This window comes from Roseomonas sp. CECT 9278 (assembly GCF_918698155.1).
GTDB lineage: Bacteria > Pseudomonadota > Alphaproteobacteria > Acetobacterales > Acetobacteraceae > Neoroseomonas.
The window spans coordinates 59,735-74,928 of record NZ_CAKKLX010000025.1; the positions used below are offsets into that span (position 1 = coordinate 59,735).

At 73.0% G+C, this 15,194-nt stretch carries 15 protein-coding genes; 9 read left to right on the plus strand and 6 right to left on the minus strand.

Annotated features, from left to right (window positions below; all coding sequences use genetic code 11):
• Positions 1–36 precede the first annotated feature (36 nt).
• Together LQ222_RS16485 and lpxK are read left to right on the plus strand one after the other, a co-directional pair.
• Positions 37–1,407 carry a 3-deoxy-D-manno-octulosonic acid transferase gene (locus LQ222_RS16485; protein WP_230167926.1) on the plus strand — a complete coding sequence of 457 codons (1,371 nt, stop codon included), beginning with the start codon at positions 37–39 and terminating at the stop codon, positions 1,405–1,407.
• Positions 1,407–2,399, plus strand: coding sequence for a tetraacyldisaccharide 4'-kinase (gene lpxK / locus LQ222_RS16490; protein WP_230167927.1), 993 nt, complete (start codon positions 1,407–1,409; stop codon positions 2,397–2,399). Before LQ222_RS16485 ends, lpxK begins: the two co-directional genes overlap by 1 nt.
• Before the next feature lie 64 nt (positions 2,400–2,463).
• Here lpxK and LQ222_RS16495 read toward each other — a convergent pair whose 3' ends face one another.
• The 3 genes from LQ222_RS16495 to LQ222_RS16505 are packed head-to-tail and all read right to left on the minus strand — an operon-like array spanning position 2,464 to position 5,719.
• Positions 2,464–3,891, minus strand: a complete 1,428-nt coding sequence (locus LQ222_RS16495) for a mandelate racemase (protein ID WP_230167928.1) — start codon at positions 3,889–3,891, stop codon at positions 2,464–2,466.
• Entirely contained in the window at positions 3,888–4,709 is an 822-nt protein-coding gene (locus tag LQ222_RS16500; RefSeq protein WP_230167929.1) for a sugar phosphate isomerase/epimerase, read from the minus strand. Before LQ222_RS16500 ends, LQ222_RS16495 begins: the two co-directional genes overlap by 4 nt.
• On the minus strand, positions 4,709–5,719 hold the full coding sequence (locus LQ222_RS16505; RefSeq protein WP_230167930.1) for a Gfo/Idh/MocA family protein: 1,011 nt from the start codon (positions 5,717–5,719) through the stop codon (positions 4,709–4,711). The genes LQ222_RS16500 and LQ222_RS16505 overlap by 1 nt, the downstream gene beginning before the upstream one ends.
• 99 nt (positions 5,720–5,818) lie before the next feature.
• Between LQ222_RS16505 and LQ222_RS16510 the strand changes: the two genes are divergently transcribed.
• The 4 genes from LQ222_RS16510 to LQ222_RS16525 all read left to right on the plus strand — a co-directional run bounded on the left by LQ222_RS16510 (position 5,819) and on the right by LQ222_RS16525 (position 9,782).
• Complete coding sequence (locus tag LQ222_RS16510; RefSeq protein WP_230167931.1) at positions 5,819–6,601, plus strand: GNAT family N-acetyltransferase; 783 nt, start codon at positions 5,819–5,821, stop codon at positions 6,599–6,601.
• A gap of 141 nt (positions 6,602–6,742) precedes the next feature.
• Positions 6,743–7,762, plus strand: coding sequence for a tripartite tricarboxylate transporter substrate binding protein (locus LQ222_RS16515; RefSeq protein ID WP_230167932.1), 1,020 nt, complete (start codon positions 6,743–6,745; stop codon positions 7,760–7,762).
• Positions 7,759–8,289, plus strand: coding sequence for a tripartite tricarboxylate transporter TctB family protein (locus LQ222_RS16520; RefSeq protein ID WP_230167933.1), 531 nt, complete (start codon positions 7,759–7,761; stop codon positions 8,287–8,289). The genes LQ222_RS16515 and LQ222_RS16520 overlap by 4 nt, the downstream gene beginning before the upstream one ends.
• On the plus strand, positions 8,286–9,782 hold the full coding sequence (locus LQ222_RS16525; RefSeq protein WP_230167934.1) for a tripartite tricarboxylate transporter permease: 1,497 nt from the start codon (positions 8,286–8,288) through the stop codon (positions 9,780–9,782). The genes LQ222_RS16520 and LQ222_RS16525 overlap by 4 nt, the downstream gene beginning before the upstream one ends.
• Positions 9,783–9,785: 3 nt before the next feature.
• On the opposite strand, the gene LQ222_RS16530 is transcribed toward LQ222_RS16525, so the two are convergent.
• Together LQ222_RS16530 and LQ222_RS16535 are read right to left on the minus strand one after the other, a co-directional pair.
• Positions 9,786–10,805, minus strand: a complete 1,020-nt coding sequence (locus LQ222_RS16530) for a Gfo/Idh/MocA family protein (protein ID WP_230167935.1) — start codon at positions 10,803–10,805, stop codon at positions 9,786–9,788.
• The gene (locus LQ222_RS16535; protein WP_230167936.1) at positions 10,802–11,803 is read right to left on the minus strand and encodes an NAD(P)-dependent oxidoreductase; all 1,002 of its coding nucleotides are present in this window, start codon (positions 11,801–11,803) and stop codon (positions 10,802–10,804) included. Before LQ222_RS16535 ends, LQ222_RS16530 begins: the two co-directional genes overlap by 4 nt.
• A 193-nt stretch (positions 11,804–11,996) precedes the next feature.
• On the opposite strand from LQ222_RS16535, the gene LQ222_RS16540 reads away from it, so the two are divergent.
• The 3 genes from LQ222_RS16540 (at position 11,997) to LQ222_RS16550 (ending at position 14,755) form a co-directional block, all read left to right on the plus strand.
• A complete protein-coding gene (locus LQ222_RS16540) occupies positions 11,997–12,956 on the plus strand; it encodes a tripartite tricarboxylate transporter substrate binding protein (protein WP_230167937.1) in 960 nt (319 codons plus the stop codon).
• A gap of 96 nt (positions 12,957–13,052) precedes the next feature.
• Positions 13,053–13,928, plus strand: coding sequence for a DMT family transporter (locus LQ222_RS16545; RefSeq protein WP_230167938.1), 876 nt, complete (start codon positions 13,053–13,055; stop codon positions 13,926–13,928).
• A gap of 122 nt (positions 13,929–14,050) precedes the next feature.
• On the plus strand, positions 14,051–14,755 hold the full coding sequence (locus LQ222_RS16550; RefSeq protein WP_230167939.1) for a class I SAM-dependent methyltransferase: 705 nt from the start codon (positions 14,051–14,053) through the stop codon (positions 14,753–14,755).
• A gap of 252 nt (positions 14,756–15,007) precedes the next feature.
• Here the strand turns inward: LQ222_RS16550 and LQ222_RS16555 are convergent.
• Positions 15,008–15,194: hypothetical protein (locus LQ222_RS16555; protein ID WP_230167940.1), on the minus strand; the 187-nt coding region annotated here is incomplete at its 5' end.

The window sequence follows — 15,194 nt, forward strand, 5'->3', positions numbered from 1 at the left end:
CGGCACCGCGGCCCGCGTGGCCAGGGACAGGCGGTGATGCTCGCGCTGGCTTGGCGCTGGTCGGCCGCCGCGCTGGCGCCCGTGCTGCCGCTGCACCTGCGGCGCCGCGCGGCGCGCGGCAAGGAGGACCCGGCGCGGCTGGCCGAACGCTACGGCCACGGCGCCGCGCGCCCGCCCGGCCGGCTGGTCTGGCTGCACGCCGCCAGCGTTGGCGAGACCATGTCCGTGCTGCCGCTCATTGAGGCGCTGGCGGCGCGCGACCCGGCGCTGCACGTGCTGGTCACCACCGGCACCGTCACCTCCGCCAGGCTGCTGGCGGACCGCCTGCCGGCGGCGCTGGCGCCGCGCGTGGCGCATCGCTTCGTGCCGCTCGACGTGCCGCGCTGGGTGGCCCGCTTCCTCGATGGCTGGCGACCGGATGCGGCGGTCTTCGTGGAATCGGAGCTGTGGCCGAACCTGGTCGCCGCCACCGCTTCGCGCGGCATCCCGATGGCGCTGGTCAATGCGCGCATGTCGGCGCGCGCGGCGCGGCGCTGGGCGCGCGCCCCGGGGCTGGCGCGCCGCGTGATCTCCGCCTTCCGCCTGGTGCTGGCGCAGACCGAGGCCGACGCCGCGCGGTTCCGCGGCCTGGGCGCGCCGGGCGCGACCTGCCCGGGCAACCTGAAATACGCCGCCCCGCCGCTGCCCGCCGACGACGCCGAAGCCGCACGCCTGGCGGCGCTGTTCGGCGACCGCCCGGCCTGGGTCGCGGCCAGCACCCACCCTGGCGAGGAAGCCCTGGTCATCGCCGCGCACCGGCGGCTCGCGCCCGCGCATCCCGGGCTGCTGACCATCATCGTGCCGCGCCACCCCGAACGCGGCCCCGAGGTCGCCGCCCTGGCCCGGGAAATCGCGCTGGCGCGCCGCGGCGCCGGCCAGGATCCGGGGCCGGACACGCAGATCCTGCTGGCCGACACGCTGGGCGAGCTCGGCCTGTGGTATCGCCTGGCGCGCCTTGCCTTCGTCGGCGGCTCGCTGGTGGCGCATGGCGGGCAGAACCCGCTGGAGCCGGCGCGGCTGGGCTGCGCCGTGCTGGTCGGCCCGCATACCTGGAACTTCACCGAGATCCTGGACCGCATGGCGGCGGCCGGCGGGCTGGTTCGTGTCGACCCCGGACCGGACCCGGCTGCCATGCTGGCCGAGGCGGTGGGCGACATGCTAACGAACCCTGGCCGGGGGCAGGCGCAGGCAAGCGCCGCCGCCGCGGTGGCGGCCGAACAGGCCGGCCTGCCGGACCGGATCGCCGCGGCGCTCGTGCTGCTGCTGCCCGGCCCGGGCGATACGTCGGCCGCACCGGGCGGCAATCTGGCGGCGGCACCGGCCCTCTCCGGGCCGCCGGGGGAAAGGACAAGGGTGGACGGTACCTGATGCGGGCTCCGGAATTCTGGAGCGGCGGCAGCGGCGGTGGGCTCGCGCCCATCCTGCTGGCACCCGCCGCCGCCCTCTACGCAGCCGCCACCGCGCGGCGCATGGCGCGGCCGGGCTGGCAATCGCCGGTCCCGGTGATCTGCTGCGGCAATGCCACCGCCGGCGGCGCCGGCAAGACCACTGTCGCGCTCGATATCGGCCGCAGGCTGAGCAACCGCGGCATCGGCACGCATTTCCTGCTGCGCGGCTATGGCGGGCGCATCAAGCACGCGACCCGCGTGGACACCGCCCAGCACGACAGCACCGCGGTGGGCGACGAGGCCCTGCTGCTGGCCGCCGAGCGCCCGACCTGGGTTGCCGCCAACCGCGCCGCCGGCGCCCAGGCCGCGATCGCTGGCGGCGCCCAGGCCATCGTGATGGATGACGGGCTGCAGAACCCGACGCTCGAGAAAGACCTGTCGCTGCTGGTCATCGACGGGTCCTACGGCTTCGGCAATGGGCGCATCATCCCGGCCGGACCGCTGCGCGAACCGGTATCCGCCGCCGCCGCGCGCTGCCGCGCCGCGGTCCTGATCGGCGCCGACGAGGCCAACGCCTTGGCCCAGCTGCCGGCCAGCCTGCCGGTGCTGCGCGCCCGCCTGCGCCCGGGGCCCGAGGCCGAATTGCTGGCCGGCCAGCCGGTCTTCGCCTTCTGCGGCATCGCCAACCCGCGCAAGTTCTTCGCCACGCTGCAGGAAGCCGGCGTGTTCCTGGCCGGCAAGCAATCCTACGCCGACCACTACCCCTTCGACGAAGGCGACATGCGCGACCTGCTGGCCGAAGCCGAAAGCCTGCGCGCCACGCCGGTCACCACGCGCAAGGACTTCGTGCGGATCCCGCCCGCCTTCCGCAACCGGGTGACGGTCGTGACCGTCAGGCTGGAATGGGAAGAACCGGTCGAGATCGAGTCGCTGCTGGAACCGCTGGCCAGCCGGGTGCCGATGCCGGCCTGAAAGGGCCGAGGGGCGTCGCCCCTCGGGCTCCCCACCAGGGGGCGACGGCCCCCTGGACCGCGATTTATGGCCACTTCGCCCTTGGCATCGTTTCCATCGGCGCGACGTCGACGTCCAAGCCGCACCCGAGGCCGACGGCATCCACCACGGAGCCCAGTTCCAGTACGCCCTCGCGGATCAGAAGGCGCGGGCCACGCGGGGTGTCTGCATACAAATCCGGATGCGCCTCCATGAAGCGCACCGCCTCCGTCTTCGAACGGCCAGCGAAGCCATCGACGAAGTGATGGCCGTTGCGCTCGACATGCACCAGGCCCATCGCCGACACGAGGGCGAGGTCCTGCTGCACGCAGACGCCGGCCAGCGTGGTCAGGTCCTCCGCACTCATGAAGTAGCGCGGCGCAACCTCCGCGGCATTCCACGCACGGCAACGCGCCAGGTTCACCAGCGACCGCCACACGCCCTTGCACGCCTTCGACGAAATGCCGGTGTAGCCGAGCGCCTTCGCCTGCACGAAGGCATCGAGCGGCCCGTCGCTCTCATCCACGATGACCGGGCGCGCGGCGGCCAGAGCGCCCATCGCGCCCTCAAGCGCCTTCGCGCGCTTCACCGGCTGCTCGATGAAGGCGATCGACGCATTCAGCCGCGCCAGCCGCGGTTCCGCCTGCATGGCGCGCCACAGCGCCAGCACGCCCTCGGCATCCTCGTACTGTTCGTTGCCATCGAGGCTGACCTGGTAGCCATGCAGCCGGTCGAGCACGGCGGCGATGCGGCACAGCCGGTCCACATCGGCCGCGACATTGCCGCCGACCTTCAGCTTCCACCAGGCGTGGCGATAGATGGCGGCGACCTCCTCGACGGTCTCGGGCAGGCCGTCATCGACCCGTTCGGATTGGTCGGCGGCGGTGATCGGGTCGACCAGGCCGATGGTGTGGCGCGCATGCATCCGCCGTGCGGGCGTGAGTGACGCGAGCATCGCGGCGAAGTCGACGCCCGGCAGGTCGGGCAGCACGGCATGCGGCGCCATGCCGCCGATATTCGCGCGCAGCCCCTGCGCGAAGGACAGCCCCTGCGCCTTCAGCAGCGCATCCAGCATGGCGCGATCCAGCAGCGCGCGGCCATAGGAGGCGACCAGCGGGTTCAGCTGCTCCGCGCCGCAGGCCGCGACATGCGCGGCGTAGGAATCGGCATAGTGCCCGAAGGCGGTATTCGCGCCGGCGGCCAGTGTCGCCTGTTCGGCCAGTTCCAGCGCGCGGCGCAGTTGGTGTTCGTTCTGCGCGTCGGACCAGCGCGGGTCCTTGTCGAACCACTTGGCGGCCAGCGTCTCGGCCGCCACGCCCCAATGTTCTGACCCGTCCTCCAGCGCGATGCGCGCGCGGACCACCGCCTGGCGGCCATGCGTGACGGTGATGACGCCAAAGCGGAAGGGCAGGCGCAGCTGGAACGGCCATTCGAAGCGCTGGGTTTCCAGCAGCCGGAAGCGCGGGGCGGTCATGCGGCGGGTTCCTGCAGGGCGCGGAGGTAGCCGATCGCGCGCGCGGCGCTGGTCGGCCCGTCGGGGATGTAGTCGAAGGGCTCGACCGCGGCGAAGCCGGTGTAATTCGTGCGGCGCAGCGCCTCCAGCACCGGGCCGAAGCGATCGCCGCCCTGCCCCGGGCCACGCTTGTTGCGGTCGTTCAGGTGGATATGCGCGATCAGCCCCGACGGCATCCAGCGGTCGAGCAGCGCGGGGATGCTGTCCGCCTCGCCATTCGCGGCGGAGCAGGTGTCGAGCATCGTCCGCAGCGCCGGGTTGCCGATGCGCCGCACGATGGCGGCGGCCTGTTCGACCGTGGTGCACCAATTGGTCTGCCCGGCATCGAGCGGTTCCAGGCAATAGGTCACGCCATACCGCGCAGCCCAGTCGCCGGCGCGCGCCATCGCCTCCTCCGCGCGCGCGGCGTCGCCATCGGCGGCGACCTGCCGTGCGCCGGGCGACCCATGCACCAGCAGCGTCGCGCCGAGATCCGCCGCCAGCGCCACCAGCCGTTCCATCACATCGAGCGTGCGCGCGCGGGTCGCGGCATCGGCGGTGGTGATGGACAGGCCGGCGGGTGCGACCAGCAGCCAGTGCAGCGAGGTGATCGCCGTGCCGGCATCGGCCGCGGCGCGCCGCAGGTCGATGCGCCGCGCCGCCGGCAGCAGGTGCGGCGCCTCGGCATCCAGCGTGAAGGGCGCCACTTCCAGCCCGTCATAGCCGAGCCCCGCCGCCAGCGCGCATTGCGCGGCGAAGTCCAGGTCGCGCACGACCTCGTTGCACAGGCTGATGCGCATCAGGCGATCTCCGTGAGCGACACGACGCGCGCTTCTGCCGCGGAACGCCGTGCCGCGTCCAGGATGCGCGCGGGCGCCAGCGCGCCGTCGCGCAGGTTCGCGTGCGGTTGCCGGCGCGTGCGGACGGCGTCGATGAAGGCGGCGAGTTCGGCGGCGACCACCTGCACCGGGTCGGCGGCGGGGATGGCGGGGTCCTCGCGCGCCGCGTGGCGCGGCAGCCAGGCGCCTTGCGCGGCAGGTTGGTGGGTGCCGCGGCGCAGCGCGAAGGTCTCGGCGGCGAAATCCACTTCCGCCAGCGCGGCGCGGCCGGCCACCGTCACTTCCTTGCGCGTCTCGGCACCTGGCACCACGGCGTCGGGCCAGCGGCCGGGCAGCACGCAGCCTGCCTCGATCAGCGCCGTGAGGCCGGAGGGGAAGATCATCTGGATCACCGCCAGGTCCTCGCGCCCACGGCCGAGCGGATCGGACAGGGTGGCGAAGACCTTCGCGGGCGCCTCGCCGGCGATCCAGGGCAGCAGGTCGGCGAAATGCACGGCGTCGTTCAGCAGCGCGCCGGAATCGCCGCGCGCGCGCTTCACGCCGGAAAACCGCGCGGCGATGTGATGCAGCGCGCCGAACTCGCCGGCCGCCACCATGCGGCGCAGCGCCTGCGCCTTGGGGTGGAAGCGGAAATACAGGCCGACCTGCGCGATGCGACCCTGCGCGTCGGCCAGCGCGGCCAGCGCGGCCGCTTCCGCCGCCGTCTCGGTCGCCGGCTTCTCCAGGAACAGGTCGCGCCCGGCGCGCAGCACCGCGCCGGCGATCGGGAGGTGGGTGGGCACGGGTGTCGCGATGATGGCAGCGTCGCAGGCCGCCAGCCCATCCGCCAGGGACCGCGCCACGGTGCAGCCTGTCGCCGCCGCGGCGCCGGCGTCGGCGTCCAGCACCAGGGGTTCGATGCCCATGCCGCGCAGCGCCGCCAGGTGCACGCGCCCGAAGGCGCCGCATCCGACCAGCAGCAGGCGAGGCATCGAGGCGGCCATGGCGCCGAGTGGGCGGGCTGCGCGGCCCTTCGTCAAGCGCTTGACGGCGGCCCGCGCGCGGCGTGGCATCGCGCGATGCGCCCCTTGATGCCGGACGACCTGCCCCGCGCCGCCGCGCTGTCGCGCCTGGTCGGCTGGAACCAGGTGGAGCGCGACTGGGCGGCGTTCCTGCACGCCGGCGAAGGCCGCGCGATCGACGACGGCCAGGATGCGCTGGCAGCCACCGCGGCGGTGATCCGCCATGGCACCGACCTGGCCTGGATCTCGATGGTGCTGGTGCGGCCCGACCTGCGGCGACGGGGCCATGCCACGGCGCTGATGCGCTGGGCGATCGACGCGCTGGCCGGCACGCGCTGCATCGCGCTCGACGCGACGCCGGCGGGGCGGGAGGTCTATCGCCGGCTCGGCTTCCGCGACCTGTGGGGGTTCTCCCGCTGGTCGATGCCGGTGCTTCCCGCGGTGCCGTGTGCGCGGCCGTTGCGCGACGCCGACTGGCCGGCGGTGCTGGCGGGCGATGCGGCCGCCTTCGGCGCGCCGCGCGAGGCGCTGTTGCGCGACTTCGCCGCCCGCGCGCCGGCCTTCGTCGCCGCCGGCGGCTTCGCCCTCGCGCGCGATGGCGCGCGCGGCTCGCAGATCGGCCCGGTGGTGGCGCGCGACGATGCCGCGGCGCGCGCCGTGCTGGCGGCCGCGCGCGCCGCGCTGCCCGGCGATGCGGTGGTCGACCTGCCCGATGCGCGCGGCGCGCTGCGCGATTGGGTCGCGGCAGCGGGCGGGACGCTGCAGCGGCCCTTCACGCGCATGGCGCTCGGCGCCGACGTGCCGGGCGACGCCGCGCAGATCGCCGCCGTCGCCGGGCCGGAGTTCGGCTGATGCGCCGCGCGGCGGCCGATGCCGGGGGCGCCTTGACGCCACCGCGAGCGCGGCCGCACCATCACGGTAACCACAAGGTTACTTCACCACGACGCCACGCCGAACGCGGCGCGCCACAACGCTGAGGGAAGGGTCGAAGACATGCTCCGCAGGCATCTGATCGCCACCGCCGCCGCCGGCATCGCGGCGCCCGTCACGCTGCGCGCGCAGGGGGCGTGGCGACCCGAACGTCCCGTCACGATCATCGTGCCCTGGGCGGCCGGTGGCTCCACCGACCAGATGGCGCGCATCGTGGCGGCCGAGCTGGAAGGCCCGCTCGGCCAGCGCGTGGTGGTGGTGAACCAGCCCGGCGCGTCGGGGTCGATCGGCACGCGCAATGCGCTGGAAGCGCCCAAGGATGGCCTGACCTGGGCCGCCGGCGCGGCGGTGGATGTGGGCTGCTACAAGGTGCTCGGGCTGCTGGATACGCAGCTGTCGGACTGGAACCTGTTCTTCGCCGTGGCGAATGTGAACGTGCTGGTGGCGAACCCGCAATCGGGCTTCCGCGATTTCGGCGCGGCGCTGGAGGCGCTCAAGACGCGCGGCCAGGGCATCGGCGTGGCGACCGCGGGCGTGTCCTCGGCCGGGCACAACATGATGGAGGCGCTGCGCGCCGCCACCCAGCTGCAATATCGCCATGCCACCTATGATGGCGGCAATCCGGCGATGATCGCGACGGTGTCGGGGGAAACCCCGCTCGGCGCCGTGCTGCTGGTGGAAGCGGCCGAGATGATCCGCGCGCGCCGCCTGGTGCCGCTGGCCGTGCAGTCGGAGAACCCGGTGACGCTCGCCGCGCAGGGCAATGCGCCGGCCATCGAGATCCCGTCGGTGCGGCGCTGGATCCCGGGCATTCCCGCACCGCTCAATTACTTCGGCATCTGGTCGGCGAAGGGCGTGCCCGACAATGTGGTGCAGACCATGACGGGGCTGTGGACCAACACCATCGCCAATTCGCAGCGCCTGAAGGACTATGCCAATTCGCGCGCCGCGCTGTTCACGCCGCTGCACGGCCAGGCGGCGCATGACGAGGCTTGGAAGATGGTCCGCCAGACCGCCTGGCTGTACTTCGATGGCGGCAAGGCGCGCGTGAGCCCCGAGACGCTGGGCATCGCCCGGCTTTGAGCACGCCGGACGTCGTCACGCCGCTCGATGGCGAGAAGGCGCCGGCATCGCCGCGCGCCGACCTGGTCACGGCGGCGGTGCTGTTCGCGCTGGGCATCGCCATCATGGCGCAGGCCTGGTCGATGCCGCGCTTTGTCGAGCAGTCCGGCACCGGGCTGACGGCGCCGGGCATCGTGCCGGGATTCTATGGCGCCATGATCGCGCTGCTGGCCGGCGTGCTGGGGCTGCGGGCGGTGCGGCGCGGCGGCTGGGCGGTGCATGCGCCACGCCGCGCGGCCAATGGCGACGGGCGGCAATTGCTGACCGCCGCGGTGCTGGGCGTGGTCTATGCCGGCGTGCTGGTCGGGCGCGTGCCGTTCTGGCTGGCCTCGGCGCTGTTCGTCTTCGCCTTCACCACCGTCTTCGAATGGGACCAGGGGCCTGAACGCCGCGTGCGGCGCGTGGTGGAAGCCGCGCTGGTCGGCCTGGGCACCGGGCTTGCGGTGACGCTGGTGTTCGAAAAGCTGTTCCTGCTGCGCCTGCCGTGACCAACCCTTTCGACATGCTGCTGGGCGGCTTCGCGCACGTGCTGGGCGGCGGCGCGGTGTGGCATGCGCTGTGGGCGGTGCTGATCGGCATCGTGATCGGCGCGCTGCCGGGGCTGACCGCGACCATGGGCGTCGCGCTGCTGACCACGCTGACCTTCGGCATGGGCGCGAATGTCGCGATGCTCGTGCTGGTGTGCGTGTATGTCGGCGCGATCTATGGCGGGTCGCGCAGCGCGATCCTGCTGAACATTCCCGGCACGCCGGCATCCGCCGCGTCCACGCTGGATGGCTTCCCGCTGGCGCGGCAGGGGCTGGCGGGGCGCGCGATGGGCATCTCCACCGCCGGGTCGTGGCTGGGCACGTTGTTCGGCACGCTGATCCTGGCGCTGTTCGCGCCGTCCTTCGGCGAATTCGCGCTGCAGTTCGGCTCGTACGAGATGTTCTGGGTGGCGATGTTCGGCATCATCATCGCCGGGTCATTGTCCGGCGGGGATCCGCTGAAGGGCTACATCGCCGGCTTCATCGGCCTGTTCGTCGCCACCATCGGGCAGGAGACGAACCACGCCTATGCGCGCTTCGCCTTCGGCAACGGGGATCTCGCGGGCGGGCTGGGGCTGCTGCCGGTGCTGGTCGGCGTGTTCGGCGTGGCCGAAGTGCTGTCGGCCATGCGCGGGCCGGCGGTGAAGGCGGTGTCGTCCAAGATCGACAGCGTCATCCCGCGCATCCGCGACATCACGATGTATTGGCGCACCATCCTGCGGTCGGGTGCGCTGGGCACCTTCATCGGCGCCATGCCGGGGCTGGGCGAGGACATCGCCGCCTGGACATCCTATGCCGCCGCCAAGCGCGCGAGCGCGGAGCGCGAGAAATTCGGCAAGGGCAGCGTCGAGGGCCTGATGGCCGCCGAGACCGGCGAGAGCGCCTGCGTGCCCGGCGCCATCATCCCGGTGCTGACGCTGGCGGTGCCCGGTTCCGCGCCCGCCGCCGTGCTGATGGCGGCGATGATGATCCATGGGTTGAACCCGGGGCCGATGCTGGCGATCACGTCGCCTGAATTCATCTACCAGATCGTGGCGATGCTGGTGATCGCCGACATGGTGAAGCTGTTCTACGGCCTGGTGCTGGTGAAGCCGCTGCTGTGGATCCTGCTGATCCCCCGCGCACGGCTGATGCCGGTGGTCTTCGTGCTGTGCACGGTCGGCGCCTTCGCCATCACGTCGCGGCTGTTCGACATCTGGGTGATGCTGGGCGCCGGGGTGGTCGGCTTCATCCTGCGCGAATTGCGCTTCCCGATGGCGCCGCTGGTGCTGGGCATCGTGCTGGGGGACCTGCTGGACAAGAACCTGCTGCGCGGGCTGGTGCTGTCGGGCGGCGACCTGAGCCCCTTCTTCACGCGGCCGATCAGCATGGGGTTGTGCGTGCTCACACTGCTGGCCGCGGCGTGGTCGATCCCTGGCGTGACGGCGCTGTTCCGGCGGCGCGCCGTGGCGTAGCGGTCAGGGTGCCTCGGCCCGGCCGGACTCCGCGCTGCGCAGCCAGGCCTCGATCAGCCGCTGCACGGGCAGGCCGGTGGCGGCATCGTTGGATGGCGCACGGCGCTGCGCGATGGCGTCCAGCACCTCGGTGATCATGGCGCGGTGCGGGCCGTGGTCGAAGGCCATGGGGTCGGCGCCGCCGCCGCCCGCGCTGCCGTGGTCGATGATGTCCGGCGCGCGGCCCTCGATGTGCAGGTCGAGCCGCTCGGCGGCCAGGACCGCGCTGCCGCGGGACCCCGCGATCTCGATGCGTTCGGGGAAGCCGGGGCGCGCCACCGTGGTGGCATCCACCGCGCCGATCGCGCCGTTCGTGAAGCGCAGCGCGCAGGCGGCGATGTCCTCGGTGTCGATGGCGCGCAGGCCCGATGTGCGCGCGAAGCCGGTCACGGAGGCGACCGGCCCGGCCAGATGCAACAGCAGATCCAGCGTATGGATCGCCTGCGTCAACAGCACGCCGCCGCCATCGCGCGCCTTCATGCCGCGGCCGGGGGTGGCGAAATACGCATCGTCGCGCCACCAGCGGATGCTGGCGGAAGCGGACAGGATGTCGCCCAGCGCGCCATCGTCCAGCGCAGCCTTGAACCGCAGCGCGGCGGGGCGGAAGCGGTGCTGGAACACCACGGCGGCCCGGCGCCCGGCGCGCGCGGCCGCATCGACCAGCGCGGCGGCGCGCGCGCCATCCCATTCGACGGGCTTTTCCACCAGCACGTCGCAGCCGGCGGCGAAGGCCTGTTCGGCCAGCGGCAGATGCGTGCGCGGCGGGGTGAGCACCAGCACCAGCCCGAGCCCCGGCGACGCGAGCAGCGCCTCGATGCGGTCGAAGACCGGCCAGCCCCAGGCGGCGGCGAAGGCGGCGCGGCGGTCGCCCGATGGCGCGAAGCCGCCAACCACACGCAGCCGCCCCGCCGCTTCGAGGTCGCGCAGCGCCAGCGCATGCGGCTTGACCGCCATGCCCAGGCCGATGATGCCGACGCCGATCACGCTGCGCGAATCCCGATGCGCGCGAGGCGATGCGCCGCCGTGGCGTTCACCGCATTGTCGGGCAGTTCGCCGCGCGCCAGCGACGCCACCTGGCGCACCGTGTCCATCGCCTGGTGCTCCATGGCTTCCGGTGTCTGGCCGGCGATATGCGGCGCGGCCAGCACGTCGGGCCGGCGCGCCAGGAAGGCCGAGGGCCGCTGGTCCTGCGCGCGGCCGACATCCATCGCGGCACCTGCCAGGTGCCCGCTGTCCAGCGCGGCTTCCAGCGCGCCTTCGTCGACCAGCTCCCCGCGCGAGAGGTTGATGAAGCGCGCGCCGCGCTTCATGCGCGCGAAGGCCGCGGCATCGAACAGGTCGCGCGTCTCGGGGCTGGAAATCGCGAGGCAGACGACGATGTCCGACCCCGCCAGCAGCGCGGCGAAATCCAGCTGCGTGATGCGCGGGTCGTCCACCACCGCATGCGGGTCGCTCACCAGCACGCGCATGCCCAGCGCCAGCGCGACCTCCGCCAGCCGCCGCCCGATCCGCCCATAGCCGACGATGCCGAGCGTGGCGGCCGAGAGCTGCAGCCCCATCCGCCCCTGCGGCTCCTCGCCGCGGCGATAGGCTGCCGCATAGCCCGACAGGTCGCGCGCCAGGTCCACCATGAAGCCGATCCCGACCTCGGTGACGCTGTCGATGAAGCCCGGCGTGGCGCGGGTGACCAGCACGCCGGCGGCGCTCGCGGCCGGCACGTCGATGGTGCTGATGTCGACCGCGACGCGCAGGAAGGCGACCAGGTCGGGCGCGGCGGCGAAGGTCTGCGCGGTGCCCGGCGTGGCGCGGTCGGCGACGATCGCCTGGCAGCCGCGCGCGGCATCCGCCAGCGCCGCGCCCGACAGCACCACGTCGCCCGGATTGCGCACCACCTCCGCATGTTCGCGCAGCGCCGCCAGCGCACGATCGCCGTAGTAGCCGGCGAACATCTCCGGCGTATGCGCCAGGAACACCTTCATCATGGACGCGTCCTTCCCCGATGCGCGCAGCCTATCGCGCCATGCGGGGCGCGTCGCCCACGGCGTGTAAAGTCTTTGCGGATTCGCGCGCGCATCGGTTGAAGGCTTTACCGCTTCACGCAAGCGGGGCGCGATTGCCCCTGCCGCAAGCCGGCGATCATCGGCATGTCATCGGTCCGACGTCGAGGAGGATCCCATGACGATGCTGACCCGCCGTGCCGCGATCGGCGCCCTGGCCGCCACCCCCTTCGCCGCGCCGGCGATCGCCAATCCCTGGCGTGCCGACCGGCCGATCGAATTCGTGGTGGGCTTCGCCGCCGGCGGCGGGACGGACATCGTGGCCCGGCTGTTCGCCCGGCACCTGGAACCGCGGCTCGGCCAGCCGGTCACGGTGGTGAACCGGCCGGGCGCGTCGTCGGAGATCGCGCTGACCTATGTGGCGCGGGCGCGGCCGGACGGGCATGTGCTGGGGCTGACCAACATGCCGTCCTTCGTGACCATCCCGGTCGAACGGCGCGCGCAGTACACCCTGGACAGCTTCACCTTCGTCGGCAACATCATGACCGACGCGACCGGCTTCATGGTGAAGGCCGACGGGCCGATCCGCGACATGGCCGACCTGATCCGCCTGGGGCGCGAGCGGCCGGAGCAGATCGTGGTGTCCACCTCGGGCATCGGCACCGACGACCACCTGCTGCTGGTCATGCTGGAACGCGAGACCGGCGCGCGCTTCACCATCGTGCACTACAACGGCGCGCCACAGCAGCGCACCGCGCTGATGGGCGGCCAGGTGCAGGCCAACATGGTCTCGATCGGCGAATACGCGCCGGCGCCGCAGGGCATGCGCTACATCGCCCATGCCGGCGCCACGCAGAGCCGCTTCGCCCCCGACACGCCGACGCTGCGTGGCATGGGCCTCGACATCGAGATGTATTCCGAACGCGGCATCGTCATGCCCGCCGGCACGCCCGCGCCCATCGTCGATCGCCTGCGCGAGGCGGTGAAGGACGCCGCCGAGGACCCCGCGACGCGCACCACCTTCGAGGCGCAGTTCATCGAGCCGAGCTACGAAGCCGGCGCGGCCTGGGAATCGCGGATGCGGCGCGCGCAGGGCGTCTATGCCGACCTGTGGCGCCGCCGCCCCTGGATCAGCTGAGGCGGCGTCCGCCCCACCCTTGCGGCGCATGATGCGGCGCCGCAAGGAACATCCTCCCTTCCGCGCGCCCCGCATTGCGGCGATGCTGCGCGCGACATGCAATCAAGCCTGGCCGGGGTGGCGCTGCAGCTCGCGGCGCTGGCGACCTTCGTCGTCATGGACACCATCATCAAGCTGCTCACGGCGCATTTCGCCGTGCCGCAGGTGATGTGGGCGCGCTTCCTGTTCGGCTTCATCACCGTGGCGATCGCGCTGCGCATCGCCATGGGGCATTTCCCCTGGCGGTCCCGCGCGCCGGGGCTGCAGACCCTGCGGAGCCTGACTCTGGCGGCCTGCAACTGGCTGTTCACCACGGCGCTGGTGCATATCCCGCTGGCCGATGCGACGGCGGTCGGCTTCGCCTCGCCGCTGTTCACGGTGGCACTTGCCGCGGTGTGGCTGAAGGAAAGCGTGGGCTGGCGGCGCTGGACCGGCGTGGTGGTGGGGCTGGTCGGGGTGGTGGTGCTGCTGCGCCCGCCCTTCCTGTTCGCCGGCGAACCGGTGCACTGGGCCATGCTGCTGCCGCTGGGCACCGCGGCGCTGTTCGCGGTGTACCAGATCCTCACGCGCAAGCTGGCGGCGATCGACGACCCGCGCACCACCATCCTGCACACCTCCCTGGCGGCGGCGCTGGTCACCTCCGCGATGCTGCCGACCGCCTGGTCCTGGCCGAGCACGGGCGGCTGGGGCGTGCTGGTGCTGCTGGGCATCCTGGGTGGGGCCGGGCACGGGCTGATGGTGCTGGCCTTTGCCCGCGCGCCGGTCAGCCTGCTGGCGCCGATGTCCTACACGCAGATGATCTGGGCGGTGCTCGCGGGCATCCTGGTCTTCGCCGACTTCCCCGACATGATGACGCTGGCCGGCATGGCGGTGATCGCCGCCGGCGGCGTGCTGGTGGCACTGCCCGACCGCGCCCGGCAAGGCAGCGCCTGACCCAGGCCGCGCAAGCCCGCGCTTGCGCCGCGCTTCCCGCTGGTCTAGCCAGACATGTGGCGGGCCCGTGACCGGGTTCGCGTGCCTCGCGGTCCGTTCGGGAGCCGCGCATGAGGGATTCTATGGCTGACATCGGCATGGCCAAGGGGGCCGAGGAACGCGGGCATGCGCGCGCAGCGCTCGATGCCGACAGCGTGCGCGAGGCCTATCGCCGCTGGGCGGGCGTGTACGACACGGTGTTCGGCGGCGTGTCGGGCTTCGGCCGGCGGCGCGCCGTGGCCGCGGTGAACCGCCTGGCCGGGCCGCGCGTGCTGGAAGTGGGCGTGGGCACCGGGCTGGCGCTGCCGCTCTATCGCCGCGACCTGCAGGTGGTCGGCATCGACCTGTCGCGCGAGATGCTGGAGAAGGCCAAGGAACGCGTCGAGTCCGAGCGCCTTGGCAATGTCGGCGGCCTGCTCGAGATGGATGCCGAGCACATGGCCTTCGCCGACGGGTCCTTCGACATCGCGGTGGCGATGTTCACCGCCAGCGTGGTGCCCGACGCCAAGAAACTGTTCGCCGAGATGTCGCGCGTGGTGCGCCCCGGCGGCCACCTGCTCTTCGTGAACCATTTCGCCGCCGAGGGCGGACCGCGCTGGTGGATCGAGCGCGCCATGGCGCCACTGGCGCGCCGGCTTGGCTGGCATCCCGATTTCGCGCTGCGCGACCTGCTCGACCCCGAGGTCGATGCGGTGGAGCGCATGGAAGCCTGCCCGCCGGCCGGCATCTTCACACTGGTGCAGATGCGCAGCCCCGACGCGCCGGCGCGGGCCCTGGCCGCCGAATAGCGCCAGTTCCGCTCGCCCTGGGGCAGTGCAGGGCCTCCAGGCCATTGTTTTCACGAACACCTTCGCGCGACCAGATGAGTCCATCTGATCCCGACCGGCTCCAGCCCTTCGCTTCCACGCGCAGCTTCAACCGGTCGGATCATCCCATCGGGTCGGGCGCTGCTCCAGCGTCGTTCCGGCACCGCGGGCTCGGCCCGCCGGCGCTGCCGCCATGCTGGCCGGTGGGCCTCGTGTGCGTGCCGAAACGCCCGCTCAGCCGCGCCGGGGCGCCGGCGGCCGGCCGCCGCGCGGCGCACTGCCGCTGCCGCGCCCCACGTCGAAGCCCAGGAAGCCGACCTCCGGCCGCGCCGCGCCGCCATCATTGGCGAATAGCCGCGGGCGCATCGACGGCGCCGGCGTGGCGCGCCCCGCCACCGCGCCCTGCGCCCGCGCCGCGGCC